The organism is Proteus sp. G2673, assembly GCF_009915125.1.
Lineage (GTDB): Bacteria > Pseudomonadota > Gammaproteobacteria > Enterobacterales > Enterobacteriaceae > Proteus > Proteus penneri.
The window spans coordinates 152,115-175,343 of the sequence record NZ_JAABLT010000008.1; the positions used below are offsets into that span (position 1 = coordinate 152,115).

Consider the following 23,229-nt stretch of genomic DNA (forward strand, 5'->3'; position numbering starts at 1 on the left):
GTAAATGACATTATTTATTAATTTCAGGAGATGTAATGAATATTATTACATGTTACAAGAGTGTTCCCGATGAGCAGGATATTACGGTAAATAGCGCGGACAGTTCGCTAGATTTTTCTCGCGCTAATACCAAAATTAGCCAATATGATTTAAATGCGATTGAAGCCGCTAATCAGCTTAAGACGCAACTTGATGGTATTCAAATCACGGCAATGAGTGTGGGTGGTAAAGCTCTGACAAATGCGAAAGCACGTAAAGACGTTCTTTCTCGCGGCGCTGACGATTTAGTTGTTGTGGTTGATGAGCAATTTGAAGCCTCTCTGCCTTATCAAACGGCGGTTGCACTGGCTGCGGCGGCGACTAAAAAAGGTTATGACTTAATTCTTTGCGGTGACGGCTCTGCAGATCTCAGTTCACAACAAGTTAGCTTGCTGGTGGGTGAAATTTTAAATATCCCTGCAATCAATGGCATTAATAAAATTGTTTCTCTCTCTAATGACTCAATAACCGTTGAACGTGAATTAGAAAATGAAATTGAAACACTGACCATTCCATTACCTGCTGTCATTGCGGTGTCTACTGACATTAACACACCTCAAATTCCTTCGATGAAAGCCATTCTTGGCGCTGCCAAAAAACCTGTTCAGCAATGGAGTGTTGCCGATCTTGGTCTGGATGTGATTACTGCGCGTTCAGAGCAAAAAGTCGCGGCACCAAAACAGAAAGTGCGTCAACGCATCATTATTGAAGGTGATGGTGACGATCAGATTGCTGAGCTGGCAGAACATTTACGTAAAATTCTTAAGTAATAGGGGGAGTTATGAGTCAGTTTTCAACTGTTTGGGTATTTAGTGATGCACTTTCCCGTTTACCAGAATTAATGGGTGGCGCTTCTTCAGTAGGTCAATCTATTAATGTATTTACCTTAAATGATGAACAAAGTGCGCTTGCCTTTAAATTAGGTGCAACAGCGGTTTTCCAATTAGAAGGCAAACCAGACGATCGCATTATTGAAGACTATGCACAAAGCATGGTTGAAACCATCAAACAAAAAGGTGATGCAGGTTTAGTGTTATTACCTAATACACGTCGTGGCAAATTACTTGCAGCACGCTTAGGCCATCGTTTAGAAGCAGTTGTTTCTAATGACGCACAATCTTTAAAAGCAGAGGGTGATGCATTAGTAACAAAACACATGGTTTACGGTGGTCTTGCCTTTGGTGATGAAACGCTGAAAACGCCTTATTGCGTAGTGACTGCAAGTGTAGGTGCCTTTGATGTTGCACCAGAAACAGGGGCGACGGGGAATGCACAAAAAGTGGCATGGATTGCGCCATCTCAAACTATCGTTCGTAATTCAGTTCAGCCACGTGCAATCAATGCCGTTGATTTAGATAAAGCACGCTTTGTTGTCAGTGTAGGTCGCGGTATTGGTAGCAAAGAAAATATCGTCATTGCAGAAGAATTAGCGAAAGCCATTGGTGCTGAAATCGCCTGTTCTCGTCCTGTTGCTGAAAACGAAAAATGGATGGAACACGAGCGCTATGTCGGTATTTCTAACCTGATGCTGAAACCAGAACTCTATTTGGCTGCCGGTATTTCAGGGCAAATTCAACATATGGTTGGCGCTAATGGCGCACAAACTATTGTTGCTATTAATAAAGACAAAAATGCACCTATCTTCCAATTTGCTGACTACGGCATTGTCGGTGATTTAATGAAGATTTTACCTGAATTAACCCGTCAATTATCTAACTGATTTATTTAAGCAGGGAAGGGGACTTCTCTGCGTTTATCGCAAATTCTGGAGATGTTATGTCCGATTCCGAAGATATTTTCGATGCCATTATTGTTGGCGCAGGATTAGCAGGATCTGTGGCTGCACTTGTTTTGGCAAGGGAAGGTGCACAAGTATTGCTAATAGAAAGAGGTAACTACGCTGGCGGGAAAAATGTAACCGGTGGTCGTCTGTATGCACATACTCTTGAACGCATCATTCCTGAGTTTGCGCAAGAAGCACCCGTTGAACGCGTTATTACTCACGAAAAATTGTCATTTATGACTGAAACCGGCGCAATGACAATTGATTACCAAAATGCCGAAGAAAATAACCCCAAAACCGCCTCTTGGTCTGTATTACGTGGTGAATTTGATCAATGGCTAATGGAACAAGCCGAAAATGCGGGTGCACAATGTATTACAGGTATTCGCGTTGATAAGCTCGTCGAGCGTGATGGCAAGATTGTCGGTGTGGAAGCTGATGGTGATGTGTTAGAGGCTAAAGCCGTTATTTTAGCTGATGGTGTGAATTCTATCTTAGCTGAACAGTTAGGGATGACAAAACGTGTTGCCGCTGAAAATGTCGCAGTAGGTGTAAAAGAGATCATCGAATTGCCTGAAAGTGTGATTAAAGATCGCTTTAACCTAAAAGATAACGAAGGCACGGCATGGTTATTCGCGGGATCACCTACCGATGGATTAATGGGCGGTGGTTTTTTATATACCAATAAAACCACGCTCTCTTTAGGTCTTGTTTGTGGGCTTCACCATATTAAAGATGCGAAAAAATCCGTACCACAAATGCTGGAAGATTTTAAACAGCATCCTGTTGTTGCTCCGCTCATTGAGGGTGGAAAAATGGTGGAGTACGGTGCGCATGTCGTTCCAGAAGCGGGCTTAAGAATGCAAAACGAATTAGTACGCGATGGTGTATTAATTGCTGGTGATGCAGCAGGGATGTGTATGAACCTTGGTTTTACTATCCGTGGCATGGATTTAGCGATGGCATCTGGTGAAGCGGCTGCAAAAACGGTGCTTTCTGCTATGGCAAAAAATGATTTTAGTAAACAATCACTCAATGAATATCTCAAACATTTAGAAGATGGCTCATTGCGCGATATGAAAGCGTATCAGCGTATGCCTGATTTACTTGATAATCCTCGTATGTTCACTGCTTATCCTGAAATGGTCGTTGGTATCGCAAAAGATCTCTTTACCGTTACGGGTGAAGCACCCGTACCAATGCGTAAAACCATGCTGCGTCATACCAAAAAAGTCGGTTGGATGAATCTGATCAAAGATGGGATCAAAGGAGTAAAAGCAATATGAGTTCTCCCGTAAATGTCGATGTCAAACTAGGCATCAATAAATTTAATGTCGATGAAGAAAATCCACATATCGTTGTTAAAGAGCAACCCGATAGGCAGGTATTAGAAACCTTAGTCAAAGCGTGTCCTGCAGGTCTGTATAAAAAACAAGAAGATGGCACTATCAGTTTTGATTATGCAGGGTGCTTAGAGTGTGGAACGTGTCGAATTCTTGGTTTAGATAGTGCGCTTGAAAAATGGGAATATCCACGCGGAACTTTTGGCGTGGAATATCGTTACGGATGATGTATCGCTACTTTTCTCCCAGAGCTGTCTCCGGCCTGGGAGCTTTTCTTTTTTATTTTATTTAGAAAAATACCAGGACACAGTCATGCAACCCAGAAACTTTGATGATATTCGTTTTACCTCTGTACATCGTCGGGTGATGTTATGGGGGAGTGGCGGCCCTTTTCTTGACGGCTATGTGTTAGTGATTATCGGTGTGGCATTAGAGCAACTCACACCATTATTACAGCTTGATGCACGATGGATCGGTCTGCTTGGTGCGGCAACATTAGCAGGGCTTTTTATTGGTACATCACTCTTTGGTTATATTTGTGACAAAGTCGGTCGCCGTAAAATGTTCCTCGTGGATATTGTGGCTATTGCGCTTATTTCGATTGCAACGATGTTTGTGTCAACGCCAGTGGGCTTGTTGGTGATGCGATTTTTGATTGGGATTGTGATTGGTGCTGACTACCCGATTGCGACATCAATGATCACGGAGTTTTCCAATAAAAAACAACGCGCTTTCGCTGTCGGTTTTATTGCCGCAATGTGGTATATCGGGGCAACATGTGCCAACTTAGTCGGTTATCTTTTATATGATGTTGCAGATGGCTGGCGCTGGATGTTGGGCAGTGCTTTTATTCCTTGCGCTATTATTTTAATTGGTCGCTTTGATTTGCCTGAATCTCCGCTTTGGTTAATACGTAAAGGGCGTATTCAAGAGTGTAATGAAATGATGATCAAACTCTTTGGCGAGCCAGTGGTTTTTGAAGCGGAAGATGCCAAAAAAACGCGTTTTATCGAGCTATTTAATAAACGTCACTTCTCTTTTGTGTTGTTTGTTGCGGTGATTTGGACTTGCCAAGTTATCCCAATGTTTGCCATTTATACTTTTGGGCCACAAATTGTCGGTTTATTAGGATGGGATACTGGACGAAGTGCGGCATTGGGTAATGTGGTCATCAGCCTATTCTTTATGTTTGGGTGTATTCCCGCTATGTTTTGGTTAAACCAGACAGGACGACGCCCATTATTGATTGGTAGTTTTGCCATGATGACATTGGCATTATTCGTGCTGGGTGTTTTCCCTAATCTGCCTATTTTATTTGTGATCTTAGCGTTTGCGACTTACGCCTTTTTCTCTGGTGGCCCCGGAATTTTACAATGGCTCTATCCTAACGAATTGTTTCCAACCGATATTCGTGCATCGGCAGTGGGCATAATTATGTCGATAAGCCGTATTGGTACGGTCATTTCAACTTGTGCATTACCTGCCTTTATCGCTACTTACGGGATTAATACGACGATGCTAGTGGGTGCCGCAATCTCTTTATTCGGCATGATAGTTTCTGTGTTGTTTGCACCAGAAACCAAAGGATTAACGCTTAATCAGACTTCAACCATGCCAATGAGACGGGGTAAATAACACCTTTAATTGATAAGCAAGAAAATAAGTTAAGCAATTTAAATCATTTTTTATTTAGATGTTATAAATTTTAATCGTTATTGTATTTATTTTTATATTATTTTAATTTAAATTATCACGCCAATAATTATTGATAAGATTTGTTTATACCTTAAAGAGAGATGAGGCTATTTATATTAAAGAGAGTGATTTTATTATTTAAATAAAATCACTCTCTCTTTTATTTTTAAAAATAACACCTTTATAACGCCTTAGTTTCAAATTTATTTCATTGTTATTAATTCATCTTCAATTACAAATTATATTTAACTCATCAAATCTAGACCCCAATCACAAATCTCTCTCAGACTATTCAAATGACGAAAAACAGTTCGTTATTTACCAAGAATGAATAATTTCCCCTACTCAGAATAAGGTCATTACAGACGTAAACACCAGCAAAAAAGCGGTTGAGTAGGTATTTATGACCTTATTAGAAACGACAGTTAAAGAATGTCTAAACAATATTGTAAAGCAATATGCTTCACAAATAGCCTTGATTGAAAGCCAAAGTAAAAAGACACTTTCTTGGCAACAATTACAACAAGAAGTAGAAAATGTTGCGCGTGGTTTTTTAGCGATTGGTTTAAAAAAAGGTGATCGTTTAGGTATTTGGTCTGCTAATAGTAAAGAGTGGATAATTTGTTTTCTTGCTGCGGCTCAAATTGGTGTTCCTGTTGTTTGTATTAACTTTCATTTTAAAAAAAGAGAGTTATTAGATTTATGTCGATTAACCGGTATTAAAGCCTTATGTTTTTCTGATGGGTTTAAAAGTAATGACTTTATTGAAGTGATTAATTGCCTTGCTAAAAAAGTAACTGAAAATAAGGATGTATTACCCCAGTTATTTATTAGCATGGGAAATAAATCAGCAGAAAAAAGCGTCTCATTATCTCAATTAAAAGCAATTAGCCAAACAATATCAGAGAAAGAATATCAACAGGCTATTTCACAAGTCAGTGTAAAAGATTTACTGACTATTCAAATGACTTCAGGCAGTACAGCGATGCCTAAAGGTGTCATGTTAAGCCAATATAATGTGATTAATAATGCCATGCTGTCAGCACAGCGATTAGGCGTAACGCATAACGATGTCATTTGTCTTGCGGTTCCTCTGTTCCACTGCTTTGGGCTCTCTTCTTGTCTCTTTTTTGCGTTAACAACCGGATGCCAATTAGTTCTTCTTGATAACTATTGTGCTGAAGATGTTTTAAACGTCGTCCAAGACTATCGTTGCACCGTTATGCATGGCGTACCAACGATTTTTAGCCGTTTAATGAAACACGAGCAGTTTTCTCACTACGATTTATCTAGTCTTGATAAAGGCATTATTGCCGGAGCAAGTTTTCCTCCTGCATTAATTAATGAGATTGAAAATACGCTAGGAATGAAAGGGATCACCGTCTCTTATGGACAAACAGAAGCTTCGCCTTGTTGTACTCAAACATTACCAAACGATGCATTACCCATAAAACGCAGCTCTATCGGTAAACCATTACCTTTTGTTGAAATGAAAATCATTAGTCCAAAAACGGCTAAACCTGTGCCAGTGGGCATTTTGGGTGAAATTTGTACCCGAGGCTTCCATGTGATGATGGGTTATGACAATGCCCCAGATAAAACCAAGGAAGCTCTAGACGAAGAAGGTTGGTTACATACAGGGGATATTGGTTATGTCGATGAACAAGGAAATTACCACTACGCCTATCGCATGAAAGAGATTGTCGTTCGTGGTGGTGAAAATATTAGCCTTTGTGAAATAGAAGAGGCCATTGCGGAATATCCCGGTGTTGACGCAACGAAAGCGTTCGGCATTCCTTCTGTCGATTTAGGTGAGGAAGTGATTGCCACTATTTGTGTGCAAAAAGACTGCACCCTAAATGAAAGCGAATTACGTGCATTTCTACAAGAGCGACTAGCTCGCTACAAAATCCCCAAAGAACTCCATTTCTTTACGCAGTTTCCTCATACCCCTTGCGGAAAAATTGATGTGCAAGCCCTGAAATTGCAATTGGGTTATGGCGTTTCAATCAAGGATGAAAAAACCAAAGTAGCGGGTTAAGTGACAAAGGATTTATCCACATTCTGACAACAGCAGTATGAAGTCTAAAAATAATTAGGAGAAAAAATGACAAGTCGTAAAGCACTAGAAGGCGTCACAGTAGTTGAGTTGGCGACCTTTATTGCCGTACCCGCAGCGGGTCGTATTTTAGCTGATATGGGTGCGAACGTAATCAAAATTGAATCCCCAAGTGGTGATAACTTACGTTACACCGCACCGACTGAAGGCCGTCCGTTAGATCAACATGAAAATACCAGTTTTGATTTAGAAAACGCCAATAAACGTGGCATCGTGTTGAATACGAAAACAGAAGCAGGGAAAAAAATTCTGTTTGAGCTGCTAGAAAAAGCGGACATTTTCTTAACTAACTGGCGTCCTGGGGCAAGAGAACGCGCAGGGTTAGATTATGAAACGTTAAAACAACGCTTTCCAAAATTAGTTTACGCCAGCGTGACAGGCTATGGTGATGAAGGTCCAGATAAAGACTTACCCGGATTTGACTACACGGCATTCTTTGCTCGTGGCGGCATTTTAGGTTCGCTGTACCAAAAAGGCACAGTGCCGATGAACGTGATCCCTGGCCTTGGTGATCACCAATGTGCATTAGGTTTAGTGTCTGGTGTGCTAGCTGCTTATATTCGCGCTAAAAATATTGGTCAAGGTGAGTATGTTTCAACTAACTTACTGCATACTTCAATTTATACCCAAGCAATCATGATCCAAGCGGCACAATACCCAGATTATGGTCAGCCGTATCCAATCGATCGTCGTAATACCACCAGCCCATTTATTCTGGCTTATAAAACAAAAGATGACCGTTTTATTCAAGTCTGTATGCCTGTTTATGACGCCTACTATCCAACCTTTATTTCTTGTATTGGTCGCCCAGATTTAGCGCAAGACACTCGTTATACACGCCTACAAGAAGTGGCAAAAAATAATCGCTCCCCTGAATTATATGACCTGATTTGGCAGCAAGTTGAGCAAAAAACAGCGTCAGAGTGGGCCGATATTTTCACCAAAAACGATATCCCATTCAGTATTGCGCAAACTTGGGAAGAGGTACTGGAAGACAAACAGGCTTGGGCAATTAACACCTTCTACAGCATGAAGTACAAAAATGGCAGTGAAAAAGCCTTAGTTCGTCCACCAATTGATTTCTTAGAGAGTGGCTTACCTGAATATCGTCGTGGTCCTTTGTTAGGTGAAGACACACCGTCTGTATTAGCTGAATTAGGGTATAGCGCAGAAGAAATTGCCAGCCTTGAAGCCAATAAAGACGTGATGACGTGGAAAGAATAATCCACTTATTTTTTTAATTTTCAGGAGAGCAAAGGCATGCAACAAGACATTTTCACAATGGGCGTTGATATCGGATCGTCTGCATCAAAATGCATCATCATGAAAAATGGTGACGCGATTGTCGCTAAATCACTGGCATCAGTGGGTGCAGGAACTTCTGGGCCTGAAAAAGCGATCGCTGAAGTATTAAGCCAGTTTGGTGGCTCCCTCAGTCAGATCAGTTGGATCTGTGCAACAGGATATGGCCGTAATTCTCTGAAAGAAGCCAATAAAGAAGTGAGCGAACTGAGCTGTCATGCCAAAGGCGCGCACTTTCTTTTTCCGGGCGTAAAAACAGTGATTGATATCGGTGGTCAAGACGTTAAAGCACTTCATATGGATGGTGTGGGCCGTTTATTAAACTTTGTGATGAATGACAAGTGCGCTGCCGGTACAGGACGCTTTTTAGATGTCATGTCGAGAGTATTAGAAACCAAGATTTCTGATCTCGCTCAAGAGGGCGCTAAGTCCACTAAAAAAGTCACGATTAGCTCAACCTGTACAGTGTTCTCTGAATCAGAAGTCATTTCTCATCTCGCGAATAACGAAACAATACCCGACGTGATTAATGGTATTCACCGCTCTGTGGCTAGCCGTATTGCTGGTCTTGCAAAACGAGTGGGGGTTGAAGCCCCTGTCGTGATGACAGGCGGTGTTGCCAGTAATTTTGAAGTTGTTCGTTATGTAAGCGAAGAGCTGAACGCTTCTATCGCTACCTCACCTTTATCACAATACAACGGGGCGATAGGTGCCGCCATTTATGCCTTTGAAGCGTACCGCCATCAATTGGAAGACGATGCGTTAACAATAGGAACATCAAAATGAGCAATGTAGATATGAATGCGCCGGATTATATTCCTGCGAAAAAACGACTGCAAAAAATCGCTGCTGATGCTTATCAGCGTGCGTGGGATGCTAAAAATAGCGGTGAGAAAATAGGGTGGTGTGCCTCTAACTTCCCTCAAGAAATCGCTGAAACATTAGGTTTATGTGTCGTTTACCCCGAAAACCAAGCTGCTGCGATTGCAGCAAAAGGCGCGGGTTTAAAAATGTGTGAACATGCAGAAAGCATGGGATATTCCAATGATATCTGTGCTTATGCTCGGATCAGCCTCTCTTACATGGATATTAAACAGTGTGAAGAGATGGATATGCCTCAGCCTGACTTCTTGCTGTGCTGCAACAATATCTGTAACTGCATGATCAAGTGGTATGAAAATATCGCATACGAATTGAATATCCCTATGATCCTTATCGATATTCCTTATAAAAATGATTATGACACTGATGACGTGACAGTGAAGTATGTTCAAGCGCAATTTGATGATGCGATTAAACAACTTGAAAAAGTCACTGGCAAAGTCTTCTCTGAAGAAAAATTTAAAGAAGTTTGTGAAATCTCACAACGCACAGGGCGTGCATGGCTAAAAGCCGCAGAATATTGCCAATATGAACCGTCTCCAATGAATGGTTTTGATCTGTTTAATCACATGGCTGTTGCTGTTTGTGCTCGCGGTAAATTAGAAGCCGCACTGGCTTTTGAGCAACTGTGTGAAGAGATGGAACAAAACATCAAAGAGAAAAAATCGACTTATCGCGGTGAAGAAAAATACCGTGTTCTCTTTGAAGGTATCGCCTGCTGGCCTTATTTGCGTGCCACATCTACCCCGTTAAAAGAGCAAGGTATCAACGTTACCGCTACTGTTTACGCCACTGCATTTGGTGTGATTTATCAAAATAGTGACGAGATGATGCGTGCTTACTCTTATGTTCCTAATTGTGTCTCTGTTGAGCGTGCGGCAGATATGCGTATTGATGTGAGCCGTCAAAATAAAGTTGATGGTGCAATTATTCACGTTAACCGCAGTTGTAAGCTCTGGAGTGGCATTATGCCCGAAATTGAGCGCCGTATTCGCCATGAACTTAAGATCCCAACGGTGACGTTTGATGGCGACCAAGCAGATCCTCGTGTTTTCTCTGAAGCGCAGTATGTCACCCGTGTTGAAGCATTAACAGAAATTATGGCTGCGAATAAAGCAGATATGAAAAAGGGAGACATCTAATGAAAACATTAACGGATAGATTTGATGAGATGCAAGCGGTGGTGGATAACCCCGTTGCGCAATTAGAAGGTTTTATTCGTAGTGGCAAAAAGGTGATTGGTTGTTTTCCTGAATATACTCCGAATGAAATTGTCTATGCGGCAGGTATGGTGCCTTTTGGCATTTGGGGCGCGGAAGGACGTGAGATCTCAGAAGCGAAGAAATATTTTCCGCCATTCTATTGTGCATTGGCACTTTCTTCACTTGAGATGGGATTGGATGGTGCGCTGAATAAGCTGTCAGCAGCCATAATTCCTTCTTTGTGTGACACCTTAAAATGCTTAGGGCAAAACTGGAAAGCCGGTGTGCCACAAGTGCCTTTTATCCAATTGGTGCATCCACAAAATCGTAAAACCGCAGCGGGTATTGCTTTTTTAACCGAACAATACAAAAAAATTGCACTGCAATTAGGGGAAATTTCAGGTCTGCCTGTGACAGATGATGCACTAAAAAATGCGATCCATCTGTTTAATCAGCGTCGTGCCGCGTTACGTGAATTTTCAGAGATGGCTGCGCTTCATCCAAACTTAATCACGCCACAACGTCGTAATACTGTGATCAAAAGTGGTTATTTTATGGATGTCGTTGAACATACAAAAGCCGTTGAAGCCATTGTTGCACAATGCAAAACCTTATCTGCAGAACCTTGGAAAGGACACAAAGTTGTTGTGACAGGCATTATTGCGGATAGCCCTTCTATTCTACAAATTTTGGCTGATAACAAGATGGCGATTGTGGCAGATGAAGTGGCACATGAGTCTCGTCAGTTCCGTCAAGATATCCCAGAAAATAACGCACCTTATGAAGCAATGGCAGAGCAAATCGCCCAGCTTGAAGGGTGTTCACTTTTATATGATCCAGAGAAAAAACGCGGCCGTTTAATTGCCGATATGGTGAAAAACACAGGTGCTGATGGTGTTGTCTATTTGCTAACAAAATTCTGTGATCCTGAAGAATTCGATGCCCCGATAGTGAAGAAATTCCTCGATAGAGAAGGCATTCCTTCCATCATTATCGAAATCGATCAGCAAACTAAAACGTATGAACAAGCTAGAACGGCACTGCAAACTTTTGCTGATGTGCTTTCTGCTTAACAACATTAATCAATAGTCACAAAAGACCTGTGTGGATAGCACAGGTCAATTGAACCCTAACACATATAAGTGGGGCAATCATGGGTATTATTTGTTTAATCATTGGGCTAGCGATATTAATGATCATGTGTATGAAAGGCATACATATCTTCATTTCTGTCTTTACCACTAGCCTATTTCTTGCTGTGACTGCATGGCTTGTATCACCCGATATGCTTAATCCTGTCGATGCACTGTTACAAGTGTATACCGGTGGGTTAGGTGGCTATTTTGGTAGTTTCTTCTTCATTTTCGTACTAGGTGCGATTTTTGGAAAATTAACCGCTATCAGTGGCGCTGCTGATAGTGTTGCCTCTTTTATTATTGGTAAATTTGGTGAAAGAGCCGTTATTCCTTCATTAGTTGCGGCTTGTGCCATTTTAGCCTACGGCGGTGTGTCAGTGTTTGTTGCACTGTTTACTGTTTATTCGATGATGGTGAGTTTATTCCGCAAAGCCAATCTTCCTCGCAGACTTATTCCTGCTGTCTATTTTGCCGGTGCAGGTACGTTTGTGATGATCATGCCGGGATCACCACAAATCCAAAACCTTATCCCAATGAAGTTCTTAGGTACGTCAGCTACGGCCGGTTTAGTACCGGGTATGTTGACAGCATTGTTCCAAATCACCTTAGTGATTATTTATCTCACTTGGTTATTTAAGCGTGTAAAAGCGAAAGGTGAAGGCTGGGTTGAAGACGAAAAAACAGCGAAGGCAGAGGAAGGTAAAAAAGATCGTCAATTACCCAATGTGCTCGTTGCATTACTCCCTATGCTTATTTTGCTGGTCGTGCTGAATATCCTGAAATGGGACCCTGCTATTGCACTATTCTGCGCCATTATCGCCGCCTTGATTGTGTATTTACGCTATCTCGATTGGAAAAAGCTCGTACCTAATTTGGCTGCAGGAACAATGGAAGGGGTGACCTCTCTCTTTAATACGGCGGTTATTGTTGGGTTTGGGGCATTAGTGATGACCTTACCAGCGTTCAAAGAATCATTCCAAGCGATTGCTCAATCGGGGCTGAATCCACTTGTTGTGACCGCAATTTCGGTCGGCGCTTTGGTGTTTATCAGTGGCTCAGGCTCCGGTGCGTTAAGTATTGCTATGCCAATGATTGCTGCAATGTTCCCTGCAACTGTGGTTGATCAAGGCTCCTTACACCGTGTGGCCACCATGGCATCAATGAGTACAACTCCGCCATTTAACGGATTGATTATTACTGTCTTTAGCGTTTGTGGTGTCAGCCATAAAGAGGGCTATGGCCCTGTAGGAACGTTAACTCTCGCTATCCCATTGTTAGCCATGATGTTTATGTTGCTGCTGTACACCTTCTTACCTGCATCCATAGCGACGATGTAGCAATAACGTTAACCGATTAATGCGTGCGATAAGACGACAAACGTGAAATCGCACGCCATAGAGATACCCCTATCTATTCACAGAGGAAGATAAACATGGATTTTCAGCTAACAGAAGAACAAGTCCTGATCCGCGATATGGTCAGAGAGTTTGTTGAAAATGATATTAAGCCTATTGCTGGCGAAATTGATAAAGAACACCGTTTTCCAAGTGAAAGCGTTGCACCTATGGCTGAATTAGGACTCTTTGGTTTCAATATTGATGAAAATTATGGTGGAACAGAAGCTGATGCAATTAGCTATGTATTAGCAACAGAAGAAATGGCAAAAGTCAGCGCTGCACACGCCATGATCATGGGGTCACAGTGTTCATTAACTGGGCCTGTTATTCAAAAATATGCTGATGAAGAAACCAAAGCACGTATTTTACCGGGAGTGGTTTCAGGTGAACAAATTGGTTGCTTCTGTTTATCCGAACCAAGTGCGGGTTGTGATGCCGCAGCCCAACAAACAACTGCTGTTCGTCAAGGTGATAATTATGTGATCAATGGCTCTAAATTGTGGATCACAGCCGCCCCTCAAGGTGCATTCTTTATCGTATTTGCCATGACTGATAAAAGTGCGGGCGTTAAAGGGATCACGGCATTCTTAGTTGAGCGTGATAACCCAGGGATCAGCATTGGTTTACCAGAAGAAAAAATGGGTATGAATGGTTCTGAAACCTGTTCTGTCAGTTTTAGTGACTGTGTTGTACCTGTTAGCGCACGTTTAGGTGCTGAAGGTAAAGGCTTTAGTATTGCCATGGAAACCTTAGATGGTGGCCGTTTAAGCTGTTCAGCGATTGCGTTAGGTATCGCACAAAGTGCATTAGATGCCACGATTGATTACACCAAAGAGCGTATTCAATTTGGAAAACCTATTGCAGCCAACCAAGGTGTGCAATGGATGCTAGTGGATATGGCTACCCGCGTAGATTGTGCTCGTATGTTGGTGTATCGCGCAGCTGCGGCAAAAATTGCTGGGCTTCCTTATACCCGCGAATCAGCACAAGCCAAGTTATACGCTTCTGAAACAGCAACCTATGTAACTCAAAAAGCCGTTCAACTCCACGGCGGTATGGGTTACACCAAATCTTATCCTGTTGAACGCCTAATGCGTGAAGCAAAACTCACTGAAATTTTTGAAGGCACAAGCGAAGTGCAACGCATGGTGATCGCTAAACATATTTTAGCGTAATGACATTGGGATTTTATTAATTTGCTCCCTTGAGCAAAACGGAGAATGTGAATTATGAAACTTATTGCCTGCTGTAAGGTTGTTCATGACGAACAAGACATCACAACGCGGCCTGATCGTACACTCGCAACTGATAATGCGGGTTTAAAAATTAGTTTATATGATTTAAATGCAATTGAAACCGCAGTAGAAATTGCCTCGGCTATAGGGGATAGCACCGTAACCGCATTAAGTGTGGGGACAAGTGCCATGGTAGAAAACGCGAAAATCAAAAAAGATATTTTATCGCGTGGCCCTGATGCATTAACACTTGTTGCTGATGATGCTTGCAATGCTCTTTATTCAACAGATACCGCCAATATTATTGCGCAAGCCGCACAAAAAGTGGGTTTTGATTTATTAGTTTTCGGTGAAGGTTCTGGTGACTTATACGCTCAACAAACAGGTTTAGCGGTAGGTGAGTACTTAGGCTTACCTTGTGTTAATGCCGTTAATAAAATCACCGTTGAAGGTGACAAAATCATTGTTGAACGTGATCTAGAAAATATCACTGAAGAGCTAGAGCTGACATTACCTGCCGTTGTCTGTGTGACATCAAGCATTAACACCCCAAAATTACCATCAATGAAAGCCATTTTAGCGGCGAATAAAAAGCCGGTTGAGAAACTTGGGTTAGGCGATATTGGTGTTGATATTTCAGCACTGACAGTAGTGCAAACACAAGTGTGCGCACCAGAACAGACTGATCGCCTTGGTATTATTTTAGAAGGTGATTCAGATGAAAATATTGCCACGTTTGCTGAGCATTTACGCCAAGCGGTTAATCAATAAGGAGATTAAAAATGGCTAGTTTACTACCTACTACCTTTGTTTATGCCGAGAAAGCGGATGATTTAGCGAAGCTGATAGCGTTTGCTCGTGGTCTTGGCGAAAAAGTGAATGTGTTATTTATCGGTGATGATGAAAGCACGCGTGAATGTGTCAGCCTTGGCGCTGATTGTGTCTATTGCTTTGCGCCACAAGAAGGTGTGATTGCTGAAGATTATGCGGCCTCTTTTGCTGAAATTATTAAAGAAGCAGGTGCTAATGCATTGGTTTTATTAGCATCATCAAAACGAGCAAAAGCCATTGCGGCTCGCCTAGGTGTGACGTTAAAAGCGGGTGTTGTCAGTGATGCATTAAGTCTGACTGTTGAAAACAATACTGTGATCGCAACACACCAAGTTTATGGTGGTTTAGCACATGCTAAAGCAGAAATTCGCTCACCTTATGCTATTGCTACCGTTGGTAGTGCATTAGATGTGGAGGTCATTACAGATGCGCCCAATGCATCAGTGGTGCAAGGTGCCTTTATCGCCCCTGCGCATACATTAAAAGTGTTGGCACGTAAGCCAAAACAAGGTAGTAGCGTTGATTTAGGTAAAGCGCATTGTGTTGTTGGTGTTGGACGTGGCTTTGGTAAGGCGGATGATATTGCGTTAGCGTCAGCATTGGCGAAAGCCCTTCAAGGTGAAGTGGGTTGTTCACGTCCAATTGCAGAAGGCGAGGGCTGGATGGAACACGACCGTTACATTGGTGTTTCAGGCGTGACCTTAGGTGCGGATGTATATGTTGCTGTCGGTATTTCAGGACAAATTCAACATATGGTCGGTGTAGATAGAGCAAAAATTATTGTTGGTATCAACAAAGATAAAAATGCGCCTATCTTCAATATGGTGGACTACGGGATTGTCGGCGACCTCTACAAAGTGTTACCTGCATTAACAGCAAAACTTGGCGGCTAATTCCCGTCGGTCGCTTAGTGAACGTATGCTAAGCGACCACACATAATAAAAGGATAGAAAAGTATGTCAGACGATATTTTTGACGCCATTATTGTGGGTGGTGGACTTGCTGGTGGTACTGCTGCCTATGTTTTAGCGCAAGCAGGATGTGATGTATTAGTGGTTGAGCGAGGTAATTTCGCTGGCAGTAAAAATATGACGGGCGGACGTTTATACGCACACAGCCTTGAAAAAATTATCCCCAACTTTGCCGAAGAAGCCCCAGTTGAGCGCCTTGTTACGCGTGAAAAGATCTCCATGTTAACACCGACAGATGGTGTGACGTTAGATTATCAGCATACTCAGCAAGAAGAGGAAGCTGCACGCTCTTATACTGTATTGCGCTCTTCATTTGATCAGTGGTTAATGGAAAAAGCAGAAAATGCTGGCGCACAAGTGATCACGGGCGTTCGTGTCGATGAAGTATTAGTAAAAGATGGCAAAGTATGTGGCGTTAAAGCGGGTGATGATGAAATTGAAGCCCATGTGGTTATCCTTGCTGATGGTGTTAACTCGTTATTAGCAAAACAATTAGGTATGACACAGAAAGTTAATCCTCATACTGTTGCTGTTGGTGTTAAAGAATTACTTGAATTTACTCCTCAACAAATGGAAGACCGATTTGGTTGCACTAATGATGAAGGGTTAGCTTGGCTTTTTGCGGGCGCACCATCAGGGGGATACTTAGGTGGTGGTTTTTTATATACCAATAAAAATACCGTTTCTTTAGGCCTAGTTTTAGGGCTACATAATGTCGATAAGTTCGAAAAAACGGTTCCTCAATTATTAGAAGATTTTAAACAACATCCTGTTGTTGCACCGCTTATCAAAGACGGCAAATTATTAGAATATTCAGCCCATATGGTGCCAGAAGGTGGCATGAATATGGTGTCTGAATTAGTGAGAGATGGTGTATTAGTGGCGGGGGATGCTGCTGGTTTTTGCCTCAATGTGGGTTATACCGTAAGAGGGATGGATCTGGCGATTGCTTCAGGCGAAGCTGCCGCAAAAGCGGTATTAATGGCGAAAGAACAAAACAGCTACAGTCAAAGAGAGCTGAATTGTTATCAATCTTTATTAAATGACAGTTTTGTTATGAAAGATATGAAGCTATATAAAGATCTACCTGCTTTCCTTGATAACACCAGATTCTTTACGGATTACCCGCAAATGGCAGCCAATGTTATGCATGATTTATTCGTGATTAATGGCCCAGAAAAACCAGTACGTAAGAAAATACTGTCTCAAGTTAAGAAAGTCGGTGTGATGAACTTAATTAAAGATGGCTTTAAAGGAGTACGTTCTTTATGAGTCAAGTAAACGTAGACGTTAAATTAGGCGTTAATAAATTTAATGTGGATGAAGAAAATCCGCATATTGTCTTAAAGGATGATATCGATCCTGCACAATTTGAAATCTTAATGAAAGCTTGTCCCGCAGGGTTATATAAAAGAGATGAAAAAGGGCAATATCTTTTTGATTATGCGGGGTGTTTAGAGTGCGGTACTTGTCGTGTGTTATGTGGCGAGACGATTTTAAAGAAATGGGAATATCCGTGTGGCACACTAGGCATTGAGTTTCGTTACGGTTGATGTGATAACTTTTATTTCCCCTCTCTAGAATAACCTCCAAAATAGAAACTAGAGGGGGGAGATAATTAATCTATTTATCTCAATGAATGTATTTTTCGATACTCTGAAGGTGTCATAAAAAATTCAGATTTAAATTTTCGACTTAAATTAGAAATATCACTAAATCCACATTCATAAGCCAGTTGGGTAATATTTTTCTCTGCTAAAAGTGGATTAACTAACGCCGCTTTATAATTCTCAAGACGTTTTTGGTAGATCCAACGAAGTACAGAGGTATTTTGTTCTTTAAATAACATCTGTAAATAGCGTACTGAGATCCCACATGCATTAGCACATTCATTCACACTGAGATCAGGATCAGAAAGATGTTGCTCAAGATAGTGCTGAGCAAAATAAAACAGTGTTGATCTTCCTAAGCTTTGCGGTGGTGTCGCAATACTGAATTCGCTAAAGGCTGAGGTAATTAAATTCAATAAAATATCAGCAAGTTGTTGTGCATGTTGTGGTGGCATTGAATCCAAGAATGGAATATAACGCATCACAAAACTATAAACGAGAGAGCCGGTAATGCTATTACCACGTATCGCCCTTGCAGTAAGATTTTGGGTATTACCTAAACGTGATGCCAGTTTCTCCCTTGGGATCAGGATCTTAAATAACGAGTAGTCGTTATCAAAAGACCAAGATACGGGTCTTGCCATATCAAAAATACAAAAGTCGCCTTGTCGCAGAAATGCGGTTCTTCCATCTTGAGTTAGATGGCTGGTTCCTGAACGCTGTATCTCAATTTGAAAATGTTCTTCTAAGCTCAGTTTATGGCTCAAAGGACGGCTACTTGCCCAATGTCCATTAGACTCTAACTGAATAAAGCGAATATTTGTCACCTTTTGCTCGACAATATTGGCATAAAATCGAGAATGAGGAGGCAATTCGACTTCATTGCATTCATAAGACGATAAAAAGCGGTCTTTTATTGTATCCCTGAATACGGAAAACCGATCTACGTCAGGGAGCTCCCGAGTCGTAAACATGCTTTTCATAGTACGCCCACTTTTATTGAAAGTATTTTTGTTGTGTAGCTACCCGTCGAGTATAAAAATGTCTTAACTCAGACAGAAATAGAATAATTTTTTCGATAACGTTAATCTAAACATTAGAATAGTACGTTTAAATAATTATTAATGAAGATATGTATTATCTTGCTTGTTAATAAATTGAAGACAATATATTTAAAAATTTTTAATTTATTTAAACTAAAGTCATGTAAATTATAGAACTAATTTATTGCATTTTTTATGCTATCATCTCTATGCTATTAATCCTAAGTTAATTTCCTATCTTTAGAGAGAGATCTCATAAATAGATTAAGAGTGATTCTTATTAATATCTTATTTATTTCATTCTTTTCAGAGTGTGAGTTAATATGGATTTTATGTACTTAATATAATTGATTGTTAAAATATTTTATATTTTATGGTTAAAATATAATGAGTAATTAGGTTTAATTATATAATTACTGATTTTTGATATTAATGCAGTGTTATATTATATACGGATTTGTTTTTTTATCATAATTAAATGTTAATAGTGACGGTTTTTTTAAATTTTATTAATTATATTAGTTTATAAAATTACTTAATTTATAAAATATTTTCGATAAACACAGCCCACTAAAATAGTGGGCTGAAAAGGGCTATTTTCTATCTTTAGCATAGAGTATTACCCACATACAGCACCACGTTGTTACCCTTAAGTTGTGTTTATCAATCAGCTCCTGGCTATCTGCTCCTGTCAGGTATCACTAGAGCGGATTTTTTAGGAAAATCTCGAAATTTTAATCACTTTTTTATCACAATGACGGAATATATGTGAAGGATACTTCAATTAGTAATTTATTTTATTTATTTTGCATGATAAAAATAATTATTGTGCTAATGTAATAAATATTACTATATTATAGCTAGTGTAAGGCTAAATTTTGAAAGAAAATATTTTGCAGACTATCCTAGATTGGATAGAAGAAAACTTAAATAGTCCTTTATCTCAAGATGATGTTATAAAAAAATCAGGATACAGTAAAAGGCATTTTCAAGATTTATTTTATAGTTATACTGGCAATACGATTGCTAAGTATATCCTCGCGAGACGGTTATCGTTGTCTGCAACTTTATTACGATTGACAAATCTTTCTGTGTTAGAGATATCAATCGTTTATCAATTTAATTCTCAACAGAACTTTTCAAGAGCTTTTAAACGATACTTTAAAATAACACCAAGCGCTTACCGGAGCTGTGCATACTGGGATTTTACTGATTATATACCGCAATACAGATATTTAACTTTCCCGAGTTTGATGAATAGTGAGAGCTTTGTTTGTCTGTTACATTCTGAAAATGAGGAAAGTGTTTTTTATGTTTATATTCCTTTTGAGCTTAAGGCTAAAGTTGCTCGAACGGGATTAGGTTTTAAGAATAAAAATAAAATAGATAAATTAAAAAGCTTAATAAAAAATAGTTCTGAAATTTATTTAAATGTATATTATAGATATGAAAGAACCACCTCCACTAAGAACATTTTAGCTGTATATAACTTTTTTGAATTTACTAATAAATATGAAACCTTTGTTTCTACAAATGGTGATAGGTATTATAAATTTTCATTTTATGGTACATGGGATGAATATTTCATATTATCTAATGTTATTTATTTTAGAGAGCTACCAAAGTTAAAGGCTAAAAAAAGAGATAGCTATGATATTGAAGTTTTTAATATCAACGATATGAAAGATAAATGTAATATATGCTCATTAGATTATTTCGTTCCTGTAGTATGATTTTTTAGTAATTTTTTAGGTGTTGTATTGTAATATTCTTTAAATTTTTTTATAAAATATGAAGTTGTTTTATACCCTAATTTATTTGATATAGTATTGATATTTAAATTTGTTGTTGTTAATAAATTTATAGCATGTTCCATTCTTGTTTTTGTTAATATTTTAGTAAAGCTTGTTTTTTCAGCCTCGAGTTTTTTTCTTAAAGATGATGTTCCAATATATAGCCTTTTACTAATATCTTTTATTGTCCACTCATAACTTAAATCTTCACTAATGATATTGGTGATTTTATTTGTATATGATGAATTATACATCTCATAGATAAATCCCATCATATTTATTTCTAATCCGCTCAATAAACATGCTATTTTTAATATATATTCATGTTCTATTTTATCAGACGTGACAATTTCATTGTTAAATTTACTTTTTAATTTATTAAATAATAGAATATCTTCTGGTTGAGCCTTTTTTATTAAAACATTATTTTCAATACTCTGTGCATTCTCTTTTAATCTAAGATGGTTAGAGGCAAGGTTTATTTTTAACGCATCTCTAAGAACATCACAAGATAAATAAAGTAAAGTTGGTTTGTTTATATTAGAAAAATATACATCGAACTTTATATCTTTTGATATTATAGCAATACTGTTTTTGTTTATTGATTTTTTAAATTTATTTGTTTCTATTCGTATTTCGCTGTCTTTCGTTAGTAGCATAATGTAATTAGATAGGGTTAAGTTTTTTAAATGAAAATAGTAATCTTTCATGTAAATAGACTCACTTTAATCCAAGTTAAATTAGTTAAATAGTAATGATAAATATTAATGATCAGTCTATGGTTTTATTTTTATAAATGAAATTATATTTATCATAGGGTGGCAAATAGTGATATTTATTTATCTTTTAGTGTTATTTTTGTGTGAAACAGCTTAGTTAAAGACTGATTTTTTCAAGGTCACTTACATGAATGTGAGTATAACTTTGATTATAAGGATCTATTTTAACATTTTTGGCGATTTAATTAAAAGTTGTGGCAATTTATCTTTTTTTTGAGCGCTATTTTGTTGATAGATATCTTGTTTGTTATTTTGTGGTATTTATTTATTTGTTTGTTTGATTTGGGGAGTGAGGCTAGGTGATACACTGAACTTAAGTGAAATTGTATTTGTAGTATTTCTATCTTTATCCCTGGATTAGGTAATTAAGATGTATGGCTGGAATATTAATTATGTAATAGGAAACGAGGTTAAAGCTATAAGGAAGGCTAAAAAACTGACAGGGATTAATATGTCAAAGAAAATGAATATAAGTCAACAACATTATTCTCGTCTAGAACGAGGTGATGTTAAATGGAGTGTTTCTACACTAGTAGAAGTTTGCTTTATTTTAAATATATCCATTCTTCATTTTATAAAAATATTAGACAGTAAAAAGAGAATAATTATTGATTGTAATTGTGAGTATATTCATAAAGATAAAAAATGAAAATGTAAGGAGAATGAAAGAGGAAAGAATATCATTTTGTAACTAATTCTTAATAAAGAAATTTTTTAAATAAAAAGAAAGTATCTTCTGTTTAGAAGTTCTATTCTAATGCTAGGTAATTATTATGAAATTTATCTTTTCTGAAAAAAATTCAGATATACAAGTGCAGTTAAATCCACATGCAAAGCATGTAATAACGGCAAAGCCAAATGAGGTTTATCAATTATTTGATTCTGAAACAAATCTTTCACCACTAGATATTAAAGCACTTCGTAAATCGGATGATCTTATTTTATCTAGTAAAGAACAAGATATTGAAGTTGTAATTAAAGATTTCTGGGAAGAATGCAAACCAGGAGAGCAACAGTGTTATGCAACTTTAAATGTCTTAGATCAAAATGGAGTAATGGGGGAAGCCACTATTACTCAAGATGGTCCTGTTTTAGAGAATTTAGTTGCTGGTGAAACAGGTACTCTTTCTGATAATGATAATGGAATTGGCCTATTTTTATGGGCTGTGGGTTCTATCGGTAGTGCATTAGCGATCTTTTTAGCTAATAGAAATCATGGTAGTGACAATAAAGGTAATGATGCAGATGTCACTGCACCAAGTAAACCGGGATTAACAGCTGAAGATGATGGTTCTGTTTCTATCGATTTACCAAAAGATGCAAACAAAGGTGATTCTGTAGATGTTACTTTTGAAGATGAAGATGGTAATTCAAATACTGTCACATTAGAGAAAGACGATAATGGCTGGACATCGAGCAATCCGGACTTAATTCCTGATACAGATAACGATCAGGTCACTATTCCTAATGACAAGATAAAAGATAATAGCGACGTTACCGCAAGTTCAAAAGATCCAAGTGGTAATAAAAGTGATGACGTTACTGTAACAGCAAAACCAGATCCTGTTACAGATGTACCAGTTTTAAGTATTCCAGAAGTGGCAGATGGCTATGCAAATGCGGATGAGCTGAAAGACGGTTTACAGGCCGAAGTCACCTTACCAGCAGGCACTGTGGAAGGCGCAGAAATTACATTAACTATTACTCGTCCGGATAACACCACTGAAACTATTACACATACCGTCACGAAAGATGAAGTCACGGCGGGTAAAGTGTCAATGGATATTCCGAAAGACGCAGTACAAAACGGCCAAAATAGTGTTGATGTCAGCTTAACCCAAGGTAATAACCCAGCCAAACCAGGGAATAAAGTGGAGTTTGCCACTGATGGACAAATTCCCGGGGATACCGACGGTGACGGTGTGGTAGATACAACACCGGTAGTGACTATTCCAGAAGCGGCGGATGGTGTGAATGCTGATGAGTTAAAAGACGGCGTACAAACCGAAGTGACCGTACCGGGGGGTAGTGCAGCGGGTGACACACTGACACTGACTATTACCAAACCT

Annotated in this window: 20 protein-coding genes and 1 pseudogene; 19 read left to right on the forward strand and 2 right to left on the reverse strand. The window is 39.1% G+C overall.

Features of this window, described 5'->3' with window-relative positions:
- Positions 1–35 precede the first annotated feature (35 nt).
- The 16 genes from GWI59_RS04710 (at position 36) to GWI59_RS04785 (ending at position 17,488) form a co-directional block, all read left to right on the forward strand.
- Positions 36–809, forward strand: a complete 774-nt coding sequence (locus GWI59_RS04710; protein ID WP_006536198.1) for an electron transfer flavoprotein FixA — start codon at positions 36–38, stop codon at positions 807–809.
- Between the two features lie 11 nt (positions 810–820).
- Entirely contained in the window at positions 821–1,759 is a 939-nt protein-coding gene (locus GWI59_RS04715; protein ID WP_109848191.1) for an FAD-binding protein, read from the forward strand.
- 56 nt (positions 1,760–1,815) lie between these two features.
- The gene (gene fixC / locus GWI59_RS04720; protein ID WP_161724109.1) at positions 1,816–3,108 is read left to right on the forward strand and encodes an FAD-dependent oxidoreductase FixC; all 1,293 of its coding nucleotides are present in this window, start codon (positions 1,816–1,818) and stop codon (positions 3,106–3,108) included.
- On the forward strand, positions 3,105–3,392 hold the full coding sequence (gene fixX, locus GWI59_RS04725) for a ferredoxin-like protein FixX (protein WP_109400055.1): 288 nt from the start codon (positions 3,105–3,107) through the stop codon (positions 3,390–3,392). Before fixC (GWI59_RS04720) ends, fixX begins: the two co-directional genes overlap by 4 nt.
- An 85-nt stretch (positions 3,393–3,477) precedes the next feature.
- A complete protein-coding gene (locus GWI59_RS04730) occupies positions 3,478–4,800 on the forward strand; it encodes an MFS transporter (RefSeq protein ID WP_072064404.1) in 1,323 nt (440 codons plus the stop codon).
- A 463-nt stretch (positions 4,801–5,263) separates the two neighbouring features.
- Positions 5,264–6,901, forward strand: a complete 1,638-nt coding sequence (locus tag GWI59_RS04735; RefSeq protein ID WP_161669901.1) for an AMP-binding protein — start codon at positions 5,264–5,266, stop codon at positions 6,899–6,901.
- Between the two features lie 66 nt (positions 6,902–6,967).
- Positions 6,968–8,203 carry a CaiB/BaiF CoA transferase family protein gene (locus tag GWI59_RS04740; RefSeq protein ID WP_006536191.1) on the forward strand — a complete coding sequence of 412 codons (1,236 nt, stop codon included), beginning with the start codon at positions 6,968–6,970 and terminating at the stop codon, positions 8,201–8,203.
- Between the two features lie 36 nt (positions 8,204–8,239).
- Positions 8,240–9,067, forward strand: a complete 828-nt coding sequence (locus GWI59_RS04745) for an acyl-CoA dehydratase activase (RefSeq protein WP_072064401.1) — start codon at positions 8,240–8,242, stop codon at positions 9,065–9,067.
- On the forward strand, positions 9,064–10,305 hold the full coding sequence (locus GWI59_RS04750) for a 2-hydroxyacyl-CoA dehydratase subunit D (protein WP_109400051.1): 1,242 nt from the start codon (positions 9,064–9,066) through the stop codon (positions 10,303–10,305). The genes GWI59_RS04745 and GWI59_RS04750 overlap by 4 nt, the downstream gene beginning before the upstream one ends.
- A complete protein-coding gene (locus GWI59_RS04755; protein ID WP_161724111.1) occupies positions 10,305–11,438 on the forward strand; it encodes a 2-hydroxyacyl-CoA dehydratase subunit D in 1,134 nt (377 codons plus the stop codon). Before GWI59_RS04750 ends, GWI59_RS04755 begins: the two co-directional genes overlap by 1 nt.
- An 80-nt stretch (positions 11,439–11,518) precedes the next feature.
- A complete protein-coding gene (locus GWI59_RS04760) occupies positions 11,519–12,838 on the forward strand; it encodes a GntP family permease (RefSeq protein WP_006536187.1) in 1,320 nt (439 codons plus the stop codon).
- A 95-nt stretch (positions 12,839–12,933) separates the two neighbouring features.
- Positions 12,934–14,073 (forward strand): acyl-CoA dehydrogenase family protein, encoded by a 1,140-nt coding sequence (locus GWI59_RS04765; protein WP_072064398.1) that lies wholly within the window; start codon positions 12,934–12,936, stop codon positions 14,071–14,073.
- A 54-nt stretch (positions 14,074–14,127) separates the two neighbouring features.
- Positions 14,128–14,904: a putative electron transfer flavoprotein FixA gene (gene fixA, locus GWI59_RS04770; protein ID WP_161670879.1), complete on the forward strand. Its 777-nt coding sequence runs from the start codon at positions 14,128–14,130 to the stop codon at positions 14,902–14,904.
- Between the two features lie 11 nt (positions 14,905–14,915).
- Positions 14,916–15,857 (forward strand): FAD-binding protein, encoded by a 942-nt coding sequence (locus tag GWI59_RS04775; protein WP_072064397.1) that lies wholly within the window; start codon positions 14,916–14,918, stop codon positions 15,855–15,857.
- Positions 15,858–15,920: 63 nt separating this feature from the next.
- The gene (gene fixC, locus GWI59_RS04780; protein WP_109848197.1) at positions 15,921–17,207 is read left to right on the forward strand and encodes an FAD-dependent oxidoreductase FixC; all 1,287 of its coding nucleotides are present in this window, start codon (positions 15,921–15,923) and stop codon (positions 17,205–17,207) included.
- Complete coding sequence (locus tag GWI59_RS04785; protein WP_006536179.1) at positions 17,204–17,488, forward strand: ferredoxin ydiT; 285 nt, start codon at positions 17,204–17,206, stop codon at positions 17,486–17,488. The genes fixC (GWI59_RS04780) and GWI59_RS04785 overlap by 4 nt, the downstream gene beginning before the upstream one ends.
- 74 nt (positions 17,489–17,562) lie before the next feature.
- Here the strand turns inward: GWI59_RS04785 and GWI59_RS04790 are convergent, their stop codons facing one another.
- Complete coding sequence (locus GWI59_RS04790; protein WP_006536178.1) at positions 17,563–18,528, reverse strand: helix-turn-helix domain-containing protein; 966 nt, start codon at positions 18,526–18,528, stop codon at positions 17,563–17,565.
- A gap of 938 nt (positions 18,529–19,466) precedes the next feature.
- Between GWI59_RS04790 and GWI59_RS04795 the strand changes: the two genes are divergently transcribed.
- Positions 19,467–20,321: a helix-turn-helix domain-containing protein gene (locus GWI59_RS04795; RefSeq protein WP_161707266.1), complete on the forward strand. Its 855-nt coding sequence runs from the start codon at positions 19,467–19,469 to the stop codon at positions 20,319–20,321.
- On the opposite strand, the gene GWI59_RS04800 is transcribed toward GWI59_RS04795, so the two are convergent.
- Entirely contained in the window at positions 20,300–21,091 is a 792-nt protein-coding gene (locus GWI59_RS04800; RefSeq protein ID WP_161707267.1) for a helix-turn-helix transcriptional regulator, read from the reverse strand. The genes GWI59_RS04795 and GWI59_RS04800 overlap by 22 nt on opposite strands.
- A 439-nt stretch (positions 21,092–21,530) precedes the next feature.
- On the opposite strand from GWI59_RS04800, the gene GWI59_RS04805 reads away from it, so the two are divergent.
- On the forward strand, positions 21,531–21,809 hold the full coding sequence (locus GWI59_RS04805) for a helix-turn-helix domain-containing protein (protein WP_161724113.1): 279 nt from the start codon (positions 21,531–21,533) through the stop codon (positions 21,807–21,809).
- Between the two features lie 124 nt (positions 21,810–21,933).
- A pseudogene (locus tag GWI59_RS17385) lies at positions 21,934–23,229 on the forward strand (beta strand repeat-containing protein); the annotation flags it as partial.